The following is a 20511-nucleotide window of genomic DNA, read 5'->3' on the forward strand; positions in this document are numbered from 1 at the left end:
TGGGGTGCCTTTTCTGCCGGGAAAAAATGTCTGAGCGAAGCGAGTTGTTTTTCCATAAGAAAAGGTACCGCGCCCAAAGGGCCAGACTCCGAACCTAGGCCTTGCCGCCAAGCAGGATCCGAACAGCCGTGCAGGCATCTTCCAGCTCTTCGTCCCGGGGCTCGCGCCCGCCGATGATGTCGCTGTAAAGGCAGGATTCGGCCAGCCGCACCATGAAGTAGGACAGGCTCTCGATGTTCATCGGCGGGCTGATGTAACCGGAGGCGACCTGGTCCTTCAGGGTCCGGGTGTTGGCCTCCACGGTCCGGCTGTGCAACGTGGATTGGGAGGACGTCAGGATCTTCAGGGCGTATTCCGGATCCTGGTTGATAAACCGGCGCAGGGGCTCGAAGTGCAGGATGGTGGAATTGATGCGCCGGTATACGCCAACGACGAAGTCGACGCCTTGCCCGGGCGTTGACGAGAGCGCTTCCAAGCGCAAGGGCTCGTAAAGCGACCAGAGCACTTCCCCGATCAGGAGATCCTTGTTTCCGACCCAGCGAAACAGTGTGGCACGACCGATGTTGAGTTCGTCAGACAAGGATGCCAGGTGAATGCGCTCACCCTTGAGCCACATGCGCCGGGCCCGTTTGAAGGCATCGGCCGGCGTCGCTCTGGTTGTTGTTTTCTCTGTCACTGAAACCTCGTGCCGGAGTTTGGATTCATTCTAACGACAAAACAGGAAACCCGCTATGAACACCCGAATCACCGAACTGTTCGGTACCCGTTACCCGATTATCCAGGGCGGTATGCACCACGTCGGCTATGCGGAACTGGCGTCGGCGGTGTCGAACGCCGGCGGGCTCGGCATGATCACCGGGCTCACCCAACCGACGCCGGAGGACCTGGCCCGGGAAATCGCCCGCTGTCACGAAATGACCGATCGCCCGTTCGGAGTGAATCTGACGTTTCTGCCCTCTTTCAAGGCGCCCCCCTATCCCGAGTATATTGACGCCATTATCGAAGGTGGGGTCAAGGCGGTGGAAACCGCCGGCCGCAGCCCCGAGAAGTATATGCCCCAGCTCAAGGCCGCGGGCATCAAGGTGATCCACAAGTGCACCTCGGTGCGCCATGCCCTGAAAGCCGAGTCCATCGGGTGCGACGCCGCCAGTGTTGACGGCTTCGAGTGCGGTGGCCACCCGGGTGAGGACGATATCCCCAACTTCATTCTGTTGCCCCGCGCTGCCGAGGAATTGAGTATTCCGTTCGTGGCCTCCGGGGGCATGGCCGACGGCCGCAGCCTGGTGGCGGCCATGGCCCTGGGTGCCGAGGGCATGAACATGGGCACGCGCTTCCTGGCAACCAAAGACGCGCCGATTCACGACAACGTCAAGCAGGCCATCCTGGAGGCGGATGAGCTCCAGACCCGGCTGATCATGCGCAACCTGCGCAACACCGAGCGGGTGATGAACAACGCCGCGGTGGAGGAAATCATCCGCATCGAGCGGGAGAAGGGCGACGCCGAGACCATCGACGACATCCGGCACCTGGTTACCGGCGTGAAGGGCCGGCTGGTGCTGCAGGAAGGCAAGATGGACGAGGCCGCCTGGAGCTGTGGCATGGTGGCGGGCCTGATCCATGACATCCCCACCTGCGAGGAACTGATCAACCGCATCATGGCCGATGCCGAGGCCATCGTCCGGCAGCGGCTCACCGGTTTCCTGGCCTGATGCCGGCCGGGGTGCCAGTCCGCCCGCGCCCGCTGCTCCCTGCGCGGGCGTGATGGTTTTGTGATATTTCCGCTATACACTCTTTACCGAGTCGTGATCCGACCGTGAGCCCGGCTTGGCATCCTGTCTGTGTTGTCGGTGCGCAGTGCCGGCGCAAACCCTATGAACAACACGGAGAGATCACAATGAAACACCTGACCCGAATGCTTGCCATTGCCAGTCTGAGCCTGGCGCCGTTGTTGGCTGTCGCCGAGGAAATGAAGGACGAGGAGGGCATGATGAAGGACGACACCATGGAGCAGGGGATGTCCGACCCTGGCATGGAAAAGGGTGACACGGCCGAGGACATGGGGCACGGTATGAAAGAGGACACCATGGACTCGGGGGGCATGGACGACATGAAAAAAGACGACATGAGCGACACCACCATGGATGACGACACCATGGACGATAAGGACACCATGCAGTAACGGGTGCTCGAGCGCCGGACCAGAGCCAGGAGATCATGACACGAACCGTACTGATCATTGAGGACAACCCGGGCATCGGTGAGCTTGTGCGCATGCAGGTGACCGATCTGGGGATGGCGGCTATTCTTGTCGATCGCGGGGATGAGGGCCTTGCACGTTTTCGCCAGGGGGGTATCGATCTGGTGATCCTGGATCTGATGTTGCCGGGGATGGACGGTCTCGCGGTCTGCCGTGAGATCCGGTCCAGCCCCGGCTATGTCCCGGTGCTGATGCTGACCGCCAAGAGCACCGAGCTGGACCGGGTGCTGGGGCTGGAAATGGGCGCCGACGATTACCTGACCAAGCCGTTCAGCGTGGCCGAACTGGCGGCGCGCATCAAGGCCCTGTTCCGCCGTGTGGATGCCCTGTCTGCCCGCGAAGATATCCCGGCCGAGGCCGAGCCGCTGGAAGTGGACGGGTTGCGGATAGACCCGGTGCGTCGCCGGGTGTTTGTGGATGATCGGGAGGTGGAGCTTACCGCCCGGGAATTCGACCTGCTCTGGCACTTCGCCCGCCATCGGGGCCGGGTCTTCAGCCGGGCCCAGTTGCTGGATTCGGTCTGGGGCTACAACCACGAAGGTTACGAGCACACCGTGAACACCCACATCAACCGGCTTCGGAACAAGATCGAGGCTGATCCCGCCGAACCCCGGTACGTCCAGACCGTCTGGGGCGTCGGTTACCGGTTCATGGACTGAACCATGGCGCTGTCGGTTTTCCGAACCCTCTATGCCCGGCTGGCCCTGGGCCTGTTCCTGCTGCTGGTGATCGTCGGCGGGCTGTTTACCGTGCTGAGCCTGTACTCGGTGCGGGAGTACACCGCGGCGGTCAATCAGGAACTCAACCGGGATCTGGCCAGCAACCTGGTCTCTGACCGCAACCTGGTGACCGATGGAAAGCTCAATCGCAACGCCCTTAAAGAGTTGTTTAATCTCTACATGACCATCAACCCCAGCATTGAGATTTACCTGCTCGATCGCGAGGGGCGGATCCTCTCCTACTCCGCGGATCCGGACAAAATCAAACGCAACCGGGTATCTCTGGCGCCGATCCAGACCCTGCTTTCCGACCCGACGGCCTACCCGCTGCCGGGGGACGATCCGCGCAGCCACGACCGGCGCAAGGTCTTCTCGGTGACGCCGGTGCCGTCCGACGTGAATCCCTCTGGTTATCTCTATGTGGTGCTGCGCGGCGAGGAATATGACACCGCCGAGAGCATGGTGCACAGCGACCGGCTGCTCCAGATGGGTGCCGGTGCCCTCGCGGTAAGCCTGTTTGTGGGGCTGCTGGCGGGGCTGGTGTTTTTCCGGCTGCTCACACGCCGGCTGTCGCGACTGACAGAGCGGGTCGAGAGTTTTGAGGCCGGCGATGCGGATGTGGTCGTGGCCCAGACGCCCGATCGGGTTCCGGTGCGGGGTGATGACATTGATTACCTGACCGAACGCTTTGACCAGATGGCCCGTCGCATTGCCGCCCAGCTGGACTTGCTCAAGGACAAGGACCATCAGCGGCGCCAGCTGGTGGCCCAGGTCTCCCACGACCTGCGCACGCCCCTGGCGTCGATTCAGGGGTACCTCGAAGCCCTGCAGTTAAAGCAGGCGGACCTGAGCCCCACAGAACGGGGGCGTTTCCTCAAGGTGGCGCTGGCCGAAACCCATCGGCTGGGCCGCCTGGTAGATGAACTGTTCGAGCTGGCGGCCCTCGAGGCCCGGGAAAAGCAGCCCGCTCCGGAACCCTGCATGATTGCCGAGCTGGTCCACGACGTGGTCCAGAAACACCAGCCCGAGGCGGAGCGCGCGGCGGTATCCCTCGAGATTGTCGGCGCCGACGCGGTGATGGTGAACGCAGACATTGCCATGACCGAACGTATCCTCGACAACCTGATCAGCAACGCGATAGGTCACGCCCCGGCGGACAGCCGCGTCACCCTGGCCGTGGAACGCAGCGACGGGGGTGCCTGCATTGCCGTCACCGACGCCGGCCCCGGCATCGACGCCGACGACCTGGAGCACCTGTTTGAACCCTTCTACCAGGCCTCGGGCGCTGCCCGTACGGGCCATGCCGGGCTGGGGCTGGCCATTGCCCAACGCATGGCGGAACTCCAGAAAGGCCGCATCTCGGTACAGAACGGAGCCTCGGCCGGCGCCGAATTCCGGGTCTGGCTGCCCGGGCAATGAATAAATCCGCGCCGTTATAGATTCGTAATAGTCTTTGAACGTTTTCGTGAAGCCACGGCGATACGCTGGCAGCATGGAATCATTCACAGGAGACTTCCAATGAAACGCAAGATGATAGGAATTGCCACCGCTCTGGTTATCGGCTCTGCGGGCGCACTGTTTGCGGCCTACGCCACGGCGGACAAGCACGCCGCGCAAACCAGCGAATATGCACCGGATAATCCGGATCTGGCCGTCGCGACTTTTGCCGGTGGCTGCTTCTGGTGTGTGGAGGCCGGCTACGAAAAAATCCCGGGTGTGGTGGAAGCCGTATCCGGCTATGCTGGGGGTGACGAGGCGAATCCGACGTACAAGCAGGTGTCGTCCGGTTCCACCGGCCATACCGAGGCCGTACAGGTGTATTACGATCCGGATCAGATGACCTACGCAGGGTTGCTGCAGGGACTCTGGCGCATAATGGATCCGACCGATGCCAATGGCCAGTTCGTGGACCGGGGCAAACAGTATCGTCCGGCCATCTTCTATCACGATGCGGAGCAGAAGCGTCTGGCAGAAGCCGCCAAGGCCGAGCTTCAGGCGTCCGGTGTATATGACAAGCCGGTCGTTATCGAGATCGTGCCGCTGGACGCCTTTTACCCGGCAGAGAAGTATCACCAGGACTACTACAAGAAGAATCCCCTGCGCTACAACTTCTACACGTTCAATTCCGGCCGCTACCAGTTCATCGAGAAGGTGTATGGCGAGGACTACGAGCTGGATTTCTCCCGGTTTCAGCCGGGCGCGATGAAGGCCGGCAAGGCGGGCGATGGCTTTGATCCGGAAAGCTTTGTGAAGCCGGACCAGGCGGCACTCAAGCAACGCCTCACGGATATCCAGTACGAGGTTACCCAGGAGGACGGCACCGAGCGCGCGTTCAACAACCGCTACTGGGATAACAAGCAACCGGGGCTGTATGTGGACATTGTCTCCGGTGAACCGCTGTTTTCCTCCCGGGACAAGTACAAGTCGGGCACTGGCTGGCCCAGCTTCACCCGGCCAATCAGCAACGACGCTGTGGTCGAGCGGGAGGACAAATCCTTCTTCAGCACCCGCACCGAGATTCGCAGCCGCTATGCCGATTCGCACCTGGGGCATGTGTTCGATGACGGCCCGGCACCGACCGGTCTGCGCTATTGCATGAACTCGGCGGCCCTCGAATTCATCCCGCTGGAAGAAATGGAGGCCCGTGGCTACGGCGAGTACATCGACGAGGTGACCGACGGCCAGAACATTTAGAGCCAGAGTTCCCTGATCGGCGTTTGCGGGCTGAAGTGGTGGTGAATCTGCGCCTGTAGCAGCTCCGCCGTCGCGATGGCGTCGATCAGGGCATTATGGGCCGCGTAGTGAGGAAGCCCGTACCGGGAGCGGCTGTCGCTGAGCCGGATCGAGATTGGTCGCTTGCCCAGCAGTCGCTGCCACCGGGACGGATGCCGCTCCGGGTAGATGTGCGCTTCGATGGCCATGGTGTCCAGCACGGGAAACTGGATGCCTTCCCCCAACCGCCATTTCAGGGCAACGTCCATAAACTGGCGCTCAATGTTGCGGTAGTGCACCACCGGAACCCGCCCCTTCAGCAAGTCGAAAATCCATTCCAGAATTTCCGAGAGGTCCGGCGCGTGAGCGATGTCGGCGTGGGTAATGCCATGAATCTCGACCGAGGCCTGGTGCAGGGGGAGTTTCGGGCGAACCACCCAGTGCCGGGCGGCGCCCAGCTGAATCCCGTTCAGGGAGAAGGGCACCATTCCCACGCTGACGATTGAGTGCTGACTCGGGTCCAGACCGGTGGTCTCAAAATCCAGGGCCACCATCGGCACGTCTGCCAGGGGCGTATCCGGCGCCACGCACCCGGCCTCATAGAATTCCTTGAGCAGTGGGTTGCGCGCGTCCTGTGCCAGCGCCCGGTATCGTTCGGGCCAGTTGCCAGGGTCCGTTGTATCGCTGACGGGTTTACTGGACATTCCGGCCCACCCCCGCGTTGTAGCGGAATCGAAGGAATTTCTGGGCGTTGCTTACCACCTGGAAGGCATCTTTCAGGTGGCTGCGCTCGAACGGTGACAGGTCCTCCGGTCGCACGTTGTTGTCCGGCTCACGGCCCTCCTCGATGGCGAGGGCCTGGTGGCGGATCCGGACGATGGCGATGAACTCCAGGGCATCGCGCAGGTTACCAAGGTCGTCGTCGAGGATGAGCTTGGTCTTGCCAATCGCCTTGAGCCGCTCGAAGGAATTCTGGGCCCGGGACCCGCAGGCCAGGGCATGAACCCGGATCAGGTCAGACAGCGGAGCAGTACCCCGACGCTTGAGGTTGAAGGTCTTGCGCTGCTGGCCACCTTCCTCCAGCACAAAGCTTCGGAAGAACCCGATCGGCGGCGTCCGGTTCAGGGCATTGCGGGCCAGCATGGTCAGGAAACGCTGGCTGTTGCTGGCCTTCTCGGCCACCAGGGTCTTGAGTTCTTCGGCAAAGTCGGTCTTGCCATAGATACCGTCCAGGTCGAAGAAAATATTGCTGTTCAGCAGGGCCTCGGCCTTGGGATTCTCAATCCAGTCGGTGAAATACTGTTTCCACACGCTGAGGGGTTGGCGCCATTTCTGGTTGGTGGCCATGATGTCGCCGGTACAGTAGCTGTAGCCGCACTCGGCCAGGCCATCGCTGACGAATTTGGCCAGGGCCCGGAAGTAATCGTCGTGCTCATCCGGCACGAAGCTGTCGTCCAGGATCATGGCGTTGTCCTGGTCGGTCACCACCAGCTGTTCGTCCCGGGCCATGGAACCGAGGGCCATGAAACAGTAGGGAACCGGGGGCGGTCCAAGTTTCTCTTCCCCCAGCTCCAGAAGGCGCTGGGTGAAACTGCGTCCGATGCCGGCCATGGCACTGCCGACCATGTGCGAGTTGGCGTCTTCGTTGACCATGCGGACGAAGCTGTCGGGCACATCCCGGCTGACCTTTTTCAGGCCGGCCACATCCTGCTGGTGGTAGATGTTGCTCACCAGGTACAGGCTGCTCTGGCTCTCGTACTTGACGATGTCGGCCAGGGCGATCACCCCGCGGACCTCTCTCTTGTCCATCACCGGCAGGTGGTGCACGTTGTTGTGCAGCATGGTGAGCATGGCCTCGAAGATGAAGGCGCTGGCGCGGATGGTGATCAGGTCTTCGGACATGATTTCACAGACGGGGGTTTCCGAAGGCAGGGCTTCGGTCACCGCGCGGGTTCGGAGGTCGCGATCGGTAATGATGCCTTTGAGACGCGGGTGATCGCCGTGGTCTTCCATTAACAGCAGGGCGGAAACGCCGTGGTCGGTCATGATCCGGGCCGCTTCCTGCAGGCGTACGGTGCACGGGGCGGAAATCGGCTCCCGGGAGATCAGCCGGGTCACCCGGGAGGTCATCAGTTCGTTGGACTTCTCCCGGCGGGACAGGGCCGAGCGCAGGCGTGATTTATCCTCGACCTCCACGAAATCGGCGAAGTTGTCATCGGCTTCGAACAGGAACCGAAAGGTTTCTTCCGGGATTCGATAGACCAGGGTGTCTTCCAGGGCTTTGGCCGGAAAGCGGACCTTCTGATGCATCAACAGGCCAAACTGGCCGAAGATGTCGCCCTCGGTGATGCGATTGTAGAGTTCGCCGGAACGCCGGAAAATCTCCACGGCCCCACTGCGAATGTAGTACAGCCAGTGATTGGGGCTGCCGAACTCGAGAATGGGGCTCCCGGCGCGAAAGTATTCCACCTCAATGCTGGACACAACCCGGTCCAGCAATTCCTCGGACATCTCGTCAAAGGGCGGAAAGTTGGCGAGGTGATTGCGAATGTCGATGAGCTCGGCCTGCATGACGCTCCCTGATAACTGGCTAAGGCAATGGTTTGGTTATCGAATATAGCAGGGGGGGCAAACAGTAACCATCCGGTAAAACGTCTGGTTTTGAAACCGGGCTCCGTGACATGATTTCGCGAACGATGACCGATGCTTCGAAGGAATCCGCAGTATGAACACAGGAACGCAGGCGACGGACCACACTCTAGTATTGGGAGGAATCCGGTCCGGCAAGACCGCCCTGGCGGAAACCGTGGCGACGGCCTGGGACCGGGTCACCTATGTCGCGACAGCGACCGCCGGCGACGACGAAATGGCCGCCCGGATCGACCGTCACCGGGCCGGTCGCCCCGGGCACTGGGGGTTGATTGAAGAACCGTTGCACCTGGGTGAGGTCCTGCAGGCCCAGGCGCGGTCAACGCACCCGCCCGGGCTGCTGATCGATTGCATGAGCCTGTGGGTCAGTAACCTGATGTTTGCCGGTGAAGAGGTGTTCGCCGCCGAGCGTGCCCGGTTTCTGAACAGCCTGGCCAATTACCCCGGTCCGGTCGCGATCGTCAGTAACGAGGTCGGGTTGGGCACGATTGGCATGGACCCGCTGACCCGACGTTTTGCCGACGAGCTGGGTTGGCTGAACCAGGCGTTGGCCGCCCGCTGTCACCGTGTGGTGCTGTCGCTGGCCGGTTTGCCCCAGATCCTGAAAGGGTCCGGATTCTAGCCGCCGTGGCGAAGCAGGCTCCGTAACAGTCCGTGCTCGCTCCGGTCGAACCGGATCAGGCTTCGGCAGGCGTAGGGGACGGCAAAACCCGCGAATGAGCGCGACAGCGGAATGTGCAGGACATCTGCGAGCAACATTCGGATCACGCCGCCGTGACAAACCACCAGAATCCGCTGGCCGGCCAGCCGGCGTTGCCAGAGCGCTCCGGCGCGGGTCACTCGCCGGTAGAACGCGTCAATGGGCTCGCCTTCGGGCGGGGTAATGGCCGTCGGATCGTCCCAGAACGCGCTCAGCTGGTCGCCGTATTCGGTCAGGATCTGCTGCGAGGTCCGGCCTTCCCAGGCGCCAAAGCTCACTTCCCGCAGATCCGGCTCCACGAAGAGCGGCAGGTTTCGGGTATCGGCAACTTCCTCGGCGAACTGGCGGCAGCGTTGCAGGGGGGAGGTCAGTACCGCGTCCCAGCAGTCGCTGTCGGAGATGGCAGCGCGCATCTGTTTCCAGCCGGTCTCACTCAGGGGATCGTCCTGGCTGCCACGAAACATGGGGCCGCCCTCGGGTTCCCCGTGGCGGATCAGGTCGAGGAACGAGGTGTCGGCGGTTGGCTGCTGACTGTCCCGGGTCATGATCTAGCTCCTGTCACTGACGCCGGCATCGGCAAAGCTGGCCATGCCGTTGTGGAGGGCGCAGGCGGAACGCAGCAGAGGAACTGCCACCGCCGCGCCACTGCCTTCCCCCAGGCGCATCCCGAGCGATAGCAGGGGCGAGGACGCCAGCGCATCGAGGACCCGACGATGGCCGGGCTCGGCGGATTGGTGTCCGAAATACAGCCACTGGCCGAGTTCCGGTTGTTGACGGACCGCCACCAACGCTGCGACAGAGACAATGTAGCCGTCAATCAACACCGGAATCCGGCGGCCCGCGGCTCCCAGGATTGCGCCGGCTATGGCCGCAATTTCCAGTCCCCCCAGCGACGCGAGAGCGCCCATTGGCGACTGGTCCTCGCCGTGCCGACCCAGCGCCCGTTTGATGACCTCCGCCTTGTGACAGACGCCCCGGGCATCGAGGCCGGTACCGGGCCCGGATAGCGCATCCGGATTCTGACCCAGCAGGCAGCAGGCCAGCGCCGTGGCTGCGGTGGTGTTGCCAATGCCCATATCCCCGGCGATGAACAGTTGGGCTCCTGCCTCGGCCGCCCGCTGGGCGGCGTGGTCCCCTGCCGTCAGGGCCGCGCCGACCTCGCTTTCGGTCATGGCCGGTTCCTGGGCCAGGTTCCCTGTTTGCGGCCTGATGGTCGCGTCCACCACACCGCTGAGTCCGTCTGGCACCTCACCCACGGTTCCCAGGTTGACCACCTCCAGTGACGCGCCAAGGTGCCGTGCCATAACGCTGATCGCGGCGCCGCCATGGGCAAAGTTGGCAATCATCTGGGCCGTCACCGCTTGCGGGAAGGCAGAAATGCCCTCCGCACAGACACCGTGGTCACCGGCAAAGACGGCGATGTGAACCCGGTCGACGGCCGGCGTTGCGGTTGCCTGCTGGCCGCTCAAGGTAATCGCGATCTGCTCCAGCGTGCCGAGGGAGCCGGGCGGTTTGGTCAGCACAGACTGCCTCTGGCGGGCCTGTTCGCGGCAATGTTCGTCGGTTCGGGGCAGAGGCCGGGTCCAGCAGTCGGGCAGGGTCATGGCATGATTCCAGTCGGGTGAGACAGGCGCCCGATACTCCACCGAGGCTGAAACGGTGTCAAGGTTGGCTTTGGGTCGAGTAGACTGTCGCTCCTGACGGAACCTGAGAGCTATGGAGCCCTATTTTTGGACGGTGTGTTGGAATCGGTGGCGGTGTGTGCTGTAGCGCTGGTGCTGGATCGGTGGCTGGGTGAGCCCCGGCGCTGGCACCCGGTGGTCGGCTTTGGGCAACTCGCCGGCTGGATTGAGCATCAGGTCAACCGGTCCCGGCCGGCGGGCATTGGCCGGGGTGTCCTGGCGGTGCTGGCTCTGGTGGTTCCCGTTACCCTGGCGCTCTGGTTGCTGGTCGGGATGCTGTCGCCAGCCTTTTTGCTGGTCCTGGAAGTTCTCACGCTCTGGTTGGCGTTGTCGTTGCGTGGTCTCGCCGAGCACGGTCTGGCCGTCGCCCGCCCGCTGGCCGGACACCGGCTGGACGAGGCTCGCACACAGGTGGCCCGGATTGTCAGCCGGGATGCGGCCGCGCTGGATGAACGCGGGGTGGCGGCTGCCGCCACCGAATCGATGCTCGAGAATGGGGCGGATGCGGTGTTTGCCAGTCTGTTCTGGTTTCTCGTGGCCGGGGTACCCGGGGTTGTGCTGCACCGGATGATCAATACCCTTGATGCCATGTGGGGCTATCGGACCCCCCGATTTTGCCGGTTCGGCCGCTGCGCCGCCCGACTGGACGATGCCATGAACTGGGTGCCCGCCCGGTTGACGGCACTGACCTACGCCTGCCTTGGCAACACCCGCCGCGCCTGGCGCTGCTGGCGTACCCAGGCGCCGCTCTGGGACAGTCCGAACGCCGGACCGGTCATGGCTGCCGGTGCGGGTGCTCTGGGTGTCCGGCTGGGTGGCCCCGCGCCCTATGCCACCGGAATCAAGGATCGCCCGTGGCTGGGCAGCGGCGCCGAGCCAGAGGCCGGAACCATTCGTGATGCCATCCGATTGGTTCATCTTGGTGTCGGGCTCTGGCTTGCTGCCCTGGTTGTGCTGGTTGGCGCCCGGGAGGTGCTGTGGTGACCGACCCGTCTCGATTAGCCCATGGCGGCCGGCTCACCGAGGCTGCCCGGCGCTGGAACCGACCGGTCGATCAGTGGCTGGACCTGTCCACCGGCATCAATCCGCTGGGCTGGCCGGTGCCGGACATTCCCGCGTCGGTCTGGCAGCGTCTGCCGGAGGACAACGACGATCTGGAGGCTGTGGTTCGGGACTGGTGCGGCGCGCCCGCGACATCAGTCTGTGTCCCGGTACCCGGCAGTCAGGCCGCGATACAGGCCTTACCCCGCCTGCGTCGGGCCTGCCGGGTCGGTGTGCCTGAGCCCGGTTACGCTGAACACGCCCACTGCTGGGCCTCTGCGGGCCACGTCGTGGTGCCGGTAACCGATGCCGATCTGGCGGCCGGTGATGACTGGCTTGATGCGCTCGATGTGGTCGTCTGGATCAACCCCAATAATCCGACCGGACGACGCCTTGAACGCGACCGGCTCCTGGGCTGGCTGGCGCGTCTGCAGGCGCGGGGGGGCTGGCTCGTTGTCGACGAGGCGTTCCTGACCGCGGGGGACAGTGCCAGTCTTGCCGCCGTGTCAGGCCAGCCCGGGCTGGTGGTTCTCAAGTCCCTTGGCAAGTTTTTCGGCCTGGCGGGGGTGCGTGCCGGTGCGGTCCTGACCGACGCCGCCATCGGCGAGGGGCTCAGGGTTGTGACTGGCCCATGGGCGCTCAGCGGACCTGCCCGCTTCCTGATGGCTCGGGCGCTGCAGGACACCCGTTGGCAAGACAGCGCCGAAAGCCACCTGCGTGGGGCATCGCAGCGCCTGGGCGAACTTCTGGCCGGACTGGGCCTGCCCGGCACCCAGGGTACGCTCCTGTTCCGATACCTCCCGCATCCCGGAGCCGGTCACCTGCACGCGGAGCTGGCCCGGCAAGGCATTCTGGTGCGGCATTTCGACCGACCGGCGGCGCTTCGGCTTGGTCTCCCGGGGCCCGAATCGGACTGGCAAAGACTTGCCCGGGGTCTCGAGGGCATGTCATTTGTCATTGACCAGTGAGTGACCGATTGCTAGCCTTGCCGCTCGTTTTCAGGTGCCCCGATGCGATGTTTTGCCGACATCGCAGGGGTGAAACGGGAAGCCGGTGAGAGTCCGGCGCTGCCCCCGCAACGGTATGTGAGTTAACGGTGATCGAGTGCGCCACTGTGCCCAGGCATGGGAAGGCGATCACCGCAGTGCGCTTGGCCGCACCGCTCATAAGCCCGGAGACCGGCCTGTCTACACACCAGACGTTGCGGAGGGCGACGGCGGTGGGTGAACTGCCTCCCGGGCCCGTGACTACTCTTACCCACCCGCCAGACCTGCCCCGCGCAACACGACAAGAATCCCCCGCACGGGTGCGTGCGGCGTGTGAGTGAGTATGGTTATGAGTTTCCTGAAAGACAGTCTGCCCAACGTCGGGGCTGGCGTTATCCTGAGTTCCCTGCCCCTGGTTTCCGGTCTTGCAATGGCCGAACAGTCCTCCGTTTCCGGCGATGCCACCGAGCTTGATCCGATTGTTGTTACCGCCACCCTCGGCCCGCGAACCGTGGGTGAAAGCCTGTCGTCAGTGACCGTGCTGGATGAAGACACCGTCGAAAAGCAGGCTCCGAATGAGTTTGCGGACCTGCTCCGGGGCCAGCCGGGTGTGACGGTGGTCTCCAACGGGGCGTTCGGCAAGAACACCAGTGTGTATACCCGCGGTACCTCCAATGATTCCACGGTGCTGCTGCTCGATGGCATCCGGATCCGGTCGGCAACCAGCGGCGGTGCGCCCTGGCAGTTCGTGCCCAAGGAGCTGATTGAGCGGGTCGAGATTGTGCGGGGCCCCCGCAGCAGTCTTTACGGTGCGGATGCGGTTGGCGGTGTGATCCAGGCCTTTACCCTGAGGCCGGAAGCGGGCCCGCGCGGCTGGGTTGAAGCCGGTGGTGGCAGTTTTGATACCCGCAAAGGGGCGGCGGGCGTAAGCCTGGGCGATGGTGTCACCAGTTTCAGTGTGAGCGGCGTACACAAGAACACCGACGGTACCGAACTGATCGAAGGTGGCGAGGATCGCGGTTTCCGCAACAGTGCGGGTGTCGCCCGCCTGAGCCATACGCTGCCCAATGGCGGCGAAGCCGGAGTGTCGGTGTTCGAATCCCGGGGCAACACCGAGTTTGAGGGCGGAAACACCGATTTCACGCTCCGGGCGGTTGGTTTTTCCCTGGACACGCCGCTGAGCGACTACTGGCGCACCCGCATTGACCTGAACGAGGCACGGGACGAGCAGGAAACCGCGAACGATGCCTTCGCCGATTCGGTATTCAACACCCGCACCCGCACCGCGCGCTGGGAAAATACCTTCACCCGCGACGTGCATGAGCTGGTCCTAGGCAGCGAGCTCTCCTCGGATGAGGTCAAATCGAGCACGGGCTTCGACGAAAACAGCCGGAACAACGCCGCGCTCTTCGGTCAGCTGCGCCTGAATTTCGGGCCGACCGACGTCCAGGTCAGTCTGCGTGGCGACGACAACGAAGCCTATGGGCGGGAGGAAACCGGCGGGGTCGCCCTCGGGCACGCGTTCGACCGTTCGCACCGGATTCGGGTCAGTTACGGCACCTCGTTCCGTGCGCCCACGTTCAATGATCTCTATTACCCCCTGGAAACCTACTCCTTCGGCGGCTCCTACGCCGGTAATCCCGACCTGAAACCCGAGGAAAGCAGCGCCGTGGAGTTGGGCTTCAGCGGGCGCTATCCGGACTGGTTCTGGGACGTGGCGGCGTATCAACTGGACATTGATAACCTGATTGCGCTCTCCGACGATGGCGCGGGCAATCTACGCCCGGAAAACGTGAACGAGGCGGAGATCCGCGGCCTGGAGCTGGGGGCCGGTTTCGAACGGGGCGGCTGGCGGACTCATCTGGCGCTGACACTGACCGATGCCCGCGATGCCGGCACCGACAATCGGCTGCGCCGTCGCAGTGGGCAGGGCGCACGACTGGACATCGATCGTGATATCAACACCTGGACCCTCGGCGGCACCCTGGTGGCCGAGGGCTACCGTTACGACGATGCGGCCAACACCAAGCGGCTGCCGGGCTATGGCACACTGGACCTGCGCGCGATCTGGCGCTTTGCACCGGACTGGACCGGCAAGCTGAGTGTTACCGACGTGTTCGACCGGACCTACGCGACCGCCGAGCGTTTCGATGGCCGCCAGTACCTGTCGGCTGGCCGAACCGCGATGGCGTCGATACGGTATGAGCTTTGATCCGGACCGGATGACAACATGGCCGCTGGCCAGACTCGATAGGTGAAACCATACATGCTGACCATCAGGTGGTTCAGGGTAACGACACTGGCGCTGCTGGCGTGGCTAATGCCCGCGCTTACCAGCGCCGAGGTCTGCGCCGTGGACGACACCGGTCGCCGGATCTGTCTGCCCGAGCCGGCCCAGCGCATTGCCGCCCTGTCTCCGGGGGCGACGGAACTGGTGTGGGCGGCAGGCGCCGGTGACCAGGTGGTGGCTGTGGTGGCCTACAGCGATTACCCGGAAATGGCGAAAACGGTGCCGTCCGTGGGCAGTCATACCCGGCTCGACCTTGAGGCCCTGATCAGCCTGCGGCCGGACCTGGTGATTGGCTGGGTGACGGGCAATCCGGGCGAACAGCTGGATGCACTGGACGACCTCGGCCTGCCGGTCTTTGCGATCGAGCCTCGAACGTTCGAAGGCGTCTCGTCGGCCATCGAGCGACTGGCGGTGCTGGCCGGCACCGAGTCCACGGGGTTTGCCGAAGCAGACGCCTTCCGGAAGGGCATGGCCAGCCTGCGCACCCGCTTTCAACAGGCATCGCCGGTTCCGGTGTTTTATCAGGTCTGGGATGAGCCACTGATGTCGGTCAATGACCAGCACCTGATCGGCAAGGTGATCACCCTGTGCGGCGGTCGCAATGTTTTTGGCGACCTCGACCGGCTGGTGCCACGGATCAGCACCGAAGCGGTGCTGGCGGCCAACCCGGAAGCCATACTGGCCGGTGGAATGGGGGAGGAGAACCGCCACTGGCTGACGCGCTGGGCCGGTTTTCCCGAGTTACGCGCCACCGCACAGGGCAACCTGTTCTTCGTGCCGCCCTCCCTGATTCAGCGGCCAACACCGCGTATGCTGGAGGGCAGCCGTCTGTTCTGTGAGAAACTGGAGACTGCCCGTGCCCGTCGGTAGCCTTCGGGAGCCCCGGCCATGACCCGCTCGGTCTCACGTCCGCTGTGGTTGCTGGCCCTGGCCGGGCTGGCAGCCATCGGTCTGTCGGTCAGCGTCGGCAGTGTCGGCGTCGGGCTGTCGGACCTTCTGGCCGTGCTAGCCGGCCAGGGCACCGACCTGCAGCAAACGCTGATTCTTGATCTTCGCCTGCCGCGGACCCTGGCGGCCTTCGCCACCGGCGGGCTGCTGGCCGTGGCCGGTGCCCTGATGCAGGTGCTCCTGCGCAATCCGCTGGCGGACCCCTATGTACTGGGATTGTCCGGGGGGGCTGCCGTCGGCGCCTTGCTGGCCATGCTGGCCGGAGTGGGCGGCATGCTGGTGTCCGGTTCCGCCTTTGCCGGCGCCCTGCTCGCGACCTTCCTGGTCTTCGGCCTCGCCCACGGGACCGGAAGCTGGACACCGTCCCGGTTGTTGCTGACCGGGGTGGTGGTAGCGGCCGGCTGGGGTGCGATCATTACGCTGATTCTCGCCGTCAGTCCGGCCCAGCGACTGCCGGGCATGCTGTACTGGCTCATGGGGGATGTGTCTTACGCGCGCTCTCCCGCCCCGGCATTGCTGCTCTTGCTGGGCGCCTGTTTCCTGGTGGTGCCGCTGGGGCGGAGCCTGAATGTGCTGGCTCGTGGCCCCCTTCAGGCGGCCGTGCTTGGCGTGTCGGTGCGTCCGCTGGAGTGGTTGGTATACATTGTCGCGAGCCTGTTGACGGCGACTGCAGTGACCACCGCCGGCAGTATCGGCTTCGTGGGTCTCGTGGTGCCGCACATGCTTCGCCTCGTGTTCGGCAATGACCAGCGCCTGATCCTGCCAGCCTGTGCCCTGGCCGGCGGCACGCTGCTGGTGCTGGCGGATACCCTGGCCCGGGTGGTGATTGCCCCCGAGCAGCTGCCGGTGGGGGTAATCACCGCGCTGCTTGGGGTGCCCACTTTCCTGTATCTGCTTTACCGGAGCCGCTGATGAGAGCCCTGCACACCCGCGAGCTGGTGATCGATATTCCGGATCGGGCCGATGGCAGCCCGCTCGGGTTGACCGTCGCTCCCGGGCAGATGTGGGGCGTGCTCGGGCCGAACGGCGCCGGCAAGACCACCTTGCTCCACACCCTCGCTGGCCTGCGTCCCCCGCGCCATGGCCAGGTGTACCTGGGGGATCAGCCGCTGGCGGATCTGAGGCGCAGGCTGGTGTCGCAACAGCTGGGGTTGGTGTTCCAGGAACGCCAGGACGGCTTTCCGGCCACCGTGCTGGAGACGTCGCTGATCGGTCGGCATCCCTGGCTGTCGCCCTGGCAGATGGAGAGCGGTGAGGACCTGGCCAGCGCCCGGGCTGCCCTCGAGCAACTGGATGTCGGTCATCTCGCCGACCGGCTGGTCAATACCCTGTCCGGCGGTGAGCGCCAGCGCGTGGCCATTGCCACAGTGCTGACCCAGAATCCGTCCCTGTGGCTGCTGGATGAGCCCACCAACCATCTTGACCTGCACCACCAGGTGGCGGTGATGCAGTTGCTGAAATCGCTCGCCAGCGCCGGCCGTGCGGTGTTCATGTGTTTGCACGACCTGAACCTGGCGGCCCGCTGGTGTGACCATATCCTGTTGTTGTACCCCAGTGGCGACGCCTGCTGGGGCCCGGCCGACCACATGCTGGTGCCCGAGGCCCTGGAAAGCCTCTACGGCCAGAAACTGATTACCGTGGAGGCCGATGGTGCCCCGGTATTCGTGCCCGCCCGGTCCGGTATGGACTAGGAAACCCGTTGCATCCAACCCGTCTGGAGGACTCGATCATGCGTGAACGCGCCAAAGACCCGGAACGTCATGCCCGCCGCATGGCGGCGAAACAGAAAATCATGCAGGAACGCATTGCCCGGGCCCAGAAGGAGCAGGGTGTGTTGCTGGTCCTGACCGGCCCTGGCAAGGGCAAGAGCAGTTCCGGCTTCGGTATGGTGGCGCGGGCGCTGGGCCATGGCATGAAGGTAGGCATCGTCCAGTTCATCAAGGGCGCGTTCAGCACCGGCGAGGAAGCCTTTTTCCGGGATCTGCCGAACGTGGATTACCACGTCATGGGGCAGGGCTACACCTGGGACACCCAGAACCGTGACCAGGACGTGGCTGCCGCGGCCAGTGCCTGGAACGTCGCCGCCCGGATGCTCGGTGATGACAGCTATGACCTGGTGCTGCTGGACGAGCTGAACATCGCGCTCAAATACGACTACCTGGACCTCGACCGGGTGCTGGATGACCTGCAGGTCCGCCCGGAAATGCAGCATGTGGTGGTGACCGGCCGGTCCGCCCCGCACGAACTGGTGGATCTCGCCGACACCGTCACCGAAATGGGTGTGGTCAAGCATGCGTTCAAGGACCAGGGCGTCAAGGCCCAGAAAGGGGTCGAGCTCTAAACCATGGCGACGCTGATGGTTCAGGGAACCACCTCGGACGCCGGAAAGACCACCGTGGTGGCGGCCCTGTGTCGCTGGCTGGCCCGGCAGGGTGTGTCTGTGGCCCCCTTCAAACCCCAGAACATGGCGCTGAACAGCGCAGTGACCGTGGATGGCGGCGAAATCGGGCGGTCCACGGCGCTGCAGGCACTGGCTTGCGGTCTGGCCCCGCACAGCGACATGAATCCGGTCCTGCTGAAGCCGCAGACCGATTGTGGCGCCCAGGTCATCCTTCGGGGCCAGGTGCACGGCAACATGAATGCCCTCGACTACCATGCCTACAAGGCCGAGGCGAAAGCCGCAGTGATGGATGCCTGGCGCAACCTCAGTACCCGGTACGACGTGATCATTGCCGAGGGCGCCGGCAGTCCCGCCGAAATCAACCTGCGGGCCAACGACATTGCCAACATGGGCTTTGCCGAAGCGGCGGACTGCCCGGTGTTGCTGGTCGGCGACATCGATCGTGGCGGCGTGTTCGCCCAGCTGGTCGGCACGCTCGAGCTGATCTCCGGTACCGAGCGTGCCCGCACGGCGGGGTTTGTCATCAACCGGTTTCGGGGCGACATCAGTCTGCTGGAGCCGGGGCTGGACTGGCTGACCGAACGCACCGGCAAGCCGGTCGTCGGCGTGTTGCCCTATCTGCATGGACTGATCGTGGACGCGGAGGACAGCGTCGGGACCAGCGGCACCAGCGAGGCCGGCGCCCTGAAGGTGGTGGTGCCGGTACTGCCGAGAATCAGCAACCACAACGATTTCGATCCCTTGCGGTTGCACCCCGGGGTGGACCTGAGGTTCATCGGTCCGGACGAAGCCATTCCCCCGGCGGACCTCATCGTGTTGCCGGGCAGCAAGAACACCCGCCACGACCTGGACTGGCTGACCGCCCAGGGTTGGGCCACCGAGATCCGGCGTCACCTGCGCTATGGCGGCCGGGTGTTCGGCATCTGCGGTGGTTTTCAGATGCTCGGGGAACGGGTGGGCGACCCCGACGGCCTCGAGAGTGATCCGGGGCACACCCCGGGGCTGGGGCTGTTGGCGATGCGCACCCGAATGGTTGCGGGCAAGCAGTTACGCAATGTCCGAGGCAGGATGCGGGCGCCGGGGGGCAAGGACGCCGGTATCAGCGGCTACGAAATGCACAATGGCGTGACCGAGGGGCCGGCCCTGGACCGACCGTTCGCGGACCTTGGCGGAACCGCCGATGGCGCCGTCAGTGCCGACGGCCAGATCATGGGTACCTACGTCCATGGTGTCTTTGACGAACCGGAAGCCTGCCACGCAATACTCGCCTGGGCGGGACTGCGCGGCAACCAGGCTGCCGTGGACTATCAGCAGCATCGCCTGGAGCAGCTGGACCGTCTGGCGGATCAGGTCGAACGATGCCTGGATACCGACTGGCTGCGCCAGCTTCTGGGACTGACCAACGGGAACCCCCTATGACCGATCCGAACCGCCCCTTCAGCGACGATGAGCGCCGCGGTCTGTACCGCGCCATTCATGAACGCCGGGATGTTCGCTCCCAGTTCCTGCCGGACCCCGTTCCAACGGACGTCCTGGCCCGTCTTCTCAGGGCCGCGCACCATGCTCCTTCCGTGGGTTTCATGCAGCCCTGGGACTTTCTGGTCATCGACAGCGTCGAGGTCCGGGCCCGGGTGCTGGCGATCTTTGACGCGGAAAATGACAAGGCGGCGCACAACTATCAGGGCGATCGCCAGCACACCTACCGCAGCCTGAAACTGCAGGGCATTCTGGAGAGTCCGCTGAACCTCTGCATTACCTGCGACCGCAGCCGTGGTGGTGCCCATGTGCTGGGGCGGAACTCGATTGTCGAAACCGACCTGTTCAGCACCTGCCTGGCGGTGCAGAATCTGTGGCTGGCGGCAAGGGCCGAAGGCATTGGGGTTGGCTGGGTCAGTATCCTGGACCAGCACCAGTTGGCAAAAACCCTGGATCTGCCGGAGAATGTCTATCCGCTCGCCTACCTCTGCCTCGGTTACGTCAGTGAGTTTCTGGACCAGCCGGAGCTCCAGGCCAAAGGCTGGCGGTCTCGGTTACCCCTGAATGGCCTGGTGCATGGCAATCTTTGGGGGCAGGCGCTGGAGGACGAGTCACTCCTGGCAGAACTGAAACAGTAACCCGTGAGGCCT

At 64.0% G+C, this 20511-nt stretch carries 20 protein-coding genes and 1 riboswitch; of the genes, 15 read left to right on the forward strand and 5 right to left on the reverse strand.

Annotated features, from left to right (window positions below; genetic code table 11):
• Nucleotides 1–94: 94 nt before the first annotated feature.
• A complete protein-coding gene (locus tag QQF73_RS13195) occupies nucleotides 95–676 on the reverse strand; it encodes a QsdR family transcriptional regulator (RefSeq protein ID WP_285368499.1) in 582 nt (193 codons plus the stop codon).
• 55 nt (nucleotides 677–731) lie between these two features.
• Here QQF73_RS13195 and QQF73_RS13200 point away from each other — a divergent pair, with 55 nt between their 5' ends.
• From QQF73_RS13200 to msrB, 5 genes are all read left to right on the forward strand, one after another.
• Nucleotides 732–1709 (forward strand): NAD(P)H-dependent flavin oxidoreductase, encoded by a 978-nt coding sequence (locus QQF73_RS13200; RefSeq protein ID WP_219867706.1) that lies wholly within the window; start codon nucleotides 732–734, stop codon nucleotides 1707–1709.
• Between the two features lie 185 nt (nucleotides 1710–1894).
• The gene (locus QQF73_RS13205; protein WP_285368501.1) at nucleotides 1895–2179 is read left to right on the forward strand and encodes a hypothetical protein; all 285 of its coding nucleotides are present in this window, start codon (nucleotides 1895–1897) and stop codon (nucleotides 2177–2179) included.
• A gap of 35 nt (nucleotides 2180–2214) precedes the next feature.
• Nucleotides 2215–2916 carry a response regulator transcription factor gene (locus QQF73_RS13210; RefSeq protein WP_219867708.1) on the forward strand — a complete coding sequence of 234 codons (702 nt, stop codon included), beginning with the start codon at nucleotides 2215–2217 and terminating at the stop codon, nucleotides 2914–2916.
• 3 nt (nucleotides 2917–2919) lie between these two features.
• Nucleotides 2920–4395 carry a sensor histidine kinase gene (locus QQF73_RS13215; protein WP_285368503.1) on the forward strand — a complete coding sequence of 492 codons (1476 nt, stop codon included), beginning with the start codon at nucleotides 2920–2922 and terminating at the stop codon, nucleotides 4393–4395.
• 99 nt (nucleotides 4396–4494) lie between these two features.
• Complete coding sequence (gene msrB, locus QQF73_RS13220) at nucleotides 4495–5670, forward strand: peptide-methionine (R)-S-oxide reductase MsrB (RefSeq protein WP_285368504.1); 1176 nt, start codon at nucleotides 4495–4497, stop codon at nucleotides 5668–5670.
• Here the strand turns inward: msrB and QQF73_RS13225 are convergent.
• Nucleotides 5667–6392 (reverse strand): 3'-5' exonuclease, encoded by a 726-nt coding sequence (locus QQF73_RS13225; protein WP_219867711.1) that lies wholly within the window; start codon nucleotides 6390–6392, stop codon nucleotides 5667–5669. The genes msrB and QQF73_RS13225 overlap by 4 nt on opposite strands.
• Entirely contained in the window at nucleotides 6382–8259 is a 1878-nt protein-coding gene (locus tag QQF73_RS13230) for a DUF294 nucleotidyltransferase-like domain-containing protein (protein WP_219867712.1), read from the reverse strand. The genes QQF73_RS13225 and QQF73_RS13230 overlap by 11 nt, the downstream gene beginning before the upstream one ends.
• A 154-nt stretch (nucleotides 8260–8413) precedes the next feature.
• On the opposite strand from QQF73_RS13230, the gene cobU reads away from it, so the two are divergent.
• The gene (gene cobU / locus QQF73_RS13235; RefSeq protein WP_285368506.1) at nucleotides 8414–8959 is read left to right on the forward strand and encodes a bifunctional adenosylcobinamide kinase/adenosylcobinamide-phosphate guanylyltransferase; all 546 of its coding nucleotides are present in this window, start codon (nucleotides 8414–8416) and stop codon (nucleotides 8957–8959) included.
• Here cobU and QQF73_RS13240 read toward each other — a convergent pair.
• Complete coding sequence (locus tag QQF73_RS13240) at nucleotides 8956–9582, reverse strand: histidine phosphatase family protein (RefSeq protein ID WP_219867714.1); 627 nt, start codon at nucleotides 9580–9582, stop codon at nucleotides 8956–8958. The two genes, cobU and QQF73_RS13240, sit on opposite strands and share 4 nt — an antisense overlap.
• Nucleotides 9583–9585: 3 nt before the next feature.
• The gene (cobT, locus tag QQF73_RS13245; protein WP_219867715.1) at nucleotides 9586–10641 is read right to left on the reverse strand and encodes a nicotinate-nucleotide--dimethylbenzimidazole phosphoribosyltransferase; all 1056 of its coding nucleotides are present in this window, start codon (nucleotides 10639–10641) and stop codon (nucleotides 9586–9588) included.
• A 126-nt stretch (nucleotides 10642–10767) separates the two neighbouring features.
• Here cobT and cbiB point away from each other — a divergent pair, with 126 nt between their 5' ends.
• The 9 genes from cbiB (at nucleotide 10768) to bluB (ending at nucleotide 20499) form a co-directional block, all read left to right on the forward strand.
• Nucleotides 10768–11703 (forward strand): adenosylcobinamide-phosphate synthase CbiB, encoded by a 936-nt coding sequence (gene cbiB, locus QQF73_RS13250; protein ID WP_285368507.1) that lies wholly within the window; start codon nucleotides 10768–10770, stop codon nucleotides 11701–11703.
• Complete coding sequence (gene cobD / locus QQF73_RS13255) at nucleotides 11700–12728, forward strand: threonine-phosphate decarboxylase CobD (RefSeq protein ID WP_285368508.1); 1029 nt, start codon at nucleotides 11700–11702, stop codon at nucleotides 12726–12728. The genes cbiB and cobD overlap by 4 nt, the downstream gene beginning before the upstream one ends.
• Before the next feature lie 15 nt (nucleotides 12729–12743).
• A riboswitch (cobalamin riboswitch) is annotated at nucleotides 12744–12961 on the forward strand.
• 134 nt (nucleotides 12962–13095) lie between these two features.
• Nucleotides 13096–14958, forward strand: a complete 1863-nt coding sequence (locus QQF73_RS13260) for a TonB-dependent receptor domain-containing protein (RefSeq protein WP_219867718.1) — start codon at nucleotides 13096–13098, stop codon at nucleotides 14956–14958.
• Nucleotides 14959–15012: 54 nt separating this feature from the next.
• Complete coding sequence (locus QQF73_RS13265) at nucleotides 15013–15906, forward strand: cobalamin-binding protein (RefSeq protein WP_219867719.1); 894 nt, start codon at nucleotides 15013–15015, stop codon at nucleotides 15904–15906.
• Between the two features lie 18 nt (nucleotides 15907–15924).
• Complete coding sequence (locus QQF73_RS13270) at nucleotides 15925–16896, forward strand: FecCD family ABC transporter permease (protein ID WP_219867720.1); 972 nt, start codon at nucleotides 15925–15927, stop codon at nucleotides 16894–16896.
• The gene (locus QQF73_RS13275) at nucleotides 16896–17675 is read left to right on the forward strand and encodes an ABC transporter ATP-binding protein (protein ID WP_285368510.1); all 780 of its coding nucleotides are present in this window, start codon (nucleotides 16896–16898) and stop codon (nucleotides 17673–17675) included. The genes QQF73_RS13270 and QQF73_RS13275 overlap by 1 nt, the downstream gene beginning before the upstream one ends.
• A gap of 38 nt (nucleotides 17676–17713) precedes the next feature.
• Complete coding sequence (gene cobO, locus QQF73_RS13280) at nucleotides 17714–18325, forward strand: cob(I)yrinic acid a,c-diamide adenosyltransferase (protein WP_285368512.1); 612 nt, start codon at nucleotides 17714–17716, stop codon at nucleotides 18323–18325.
• Between the two features lie 3 nt (nucleotides 18326–18328).
• Entirely contained in the window at nucleotides 18329–19804 is a 1476-nt protein-coding gene (locus QQF73_RS13285; RefSeq protein WP_285368513.1) for a cobyric acid synthase, read from the forward strand.
• Nucleotides 19801–20499, forward strand: coding sequence for a 5,6-dimethylbenzimidazole synthase (gene bluB / locus QQF73_RS13290; protein ID WP_285368514.1), 699 nt, complete (start codon nucleotides 19801–19803; stop codon nucleotides 20497–20499). The genes QQF73_RS13285 and bluB overlap by 4 nt, the downstream gene beginning before the upstream one ends.
• Nucleotides 20500–20511 lie beyond the last annotated feature (12 nt).

The organism is Marinobacter albus, from assembly GCF_030238305.1.
Taxonomy (GTDB): domain Bacteria; phylum Pseudomonadota; class Gammaproteobacteria; order Pseudomonadales; family Oleiphilaceae; genus Marinobacter; species Marinobacter albus.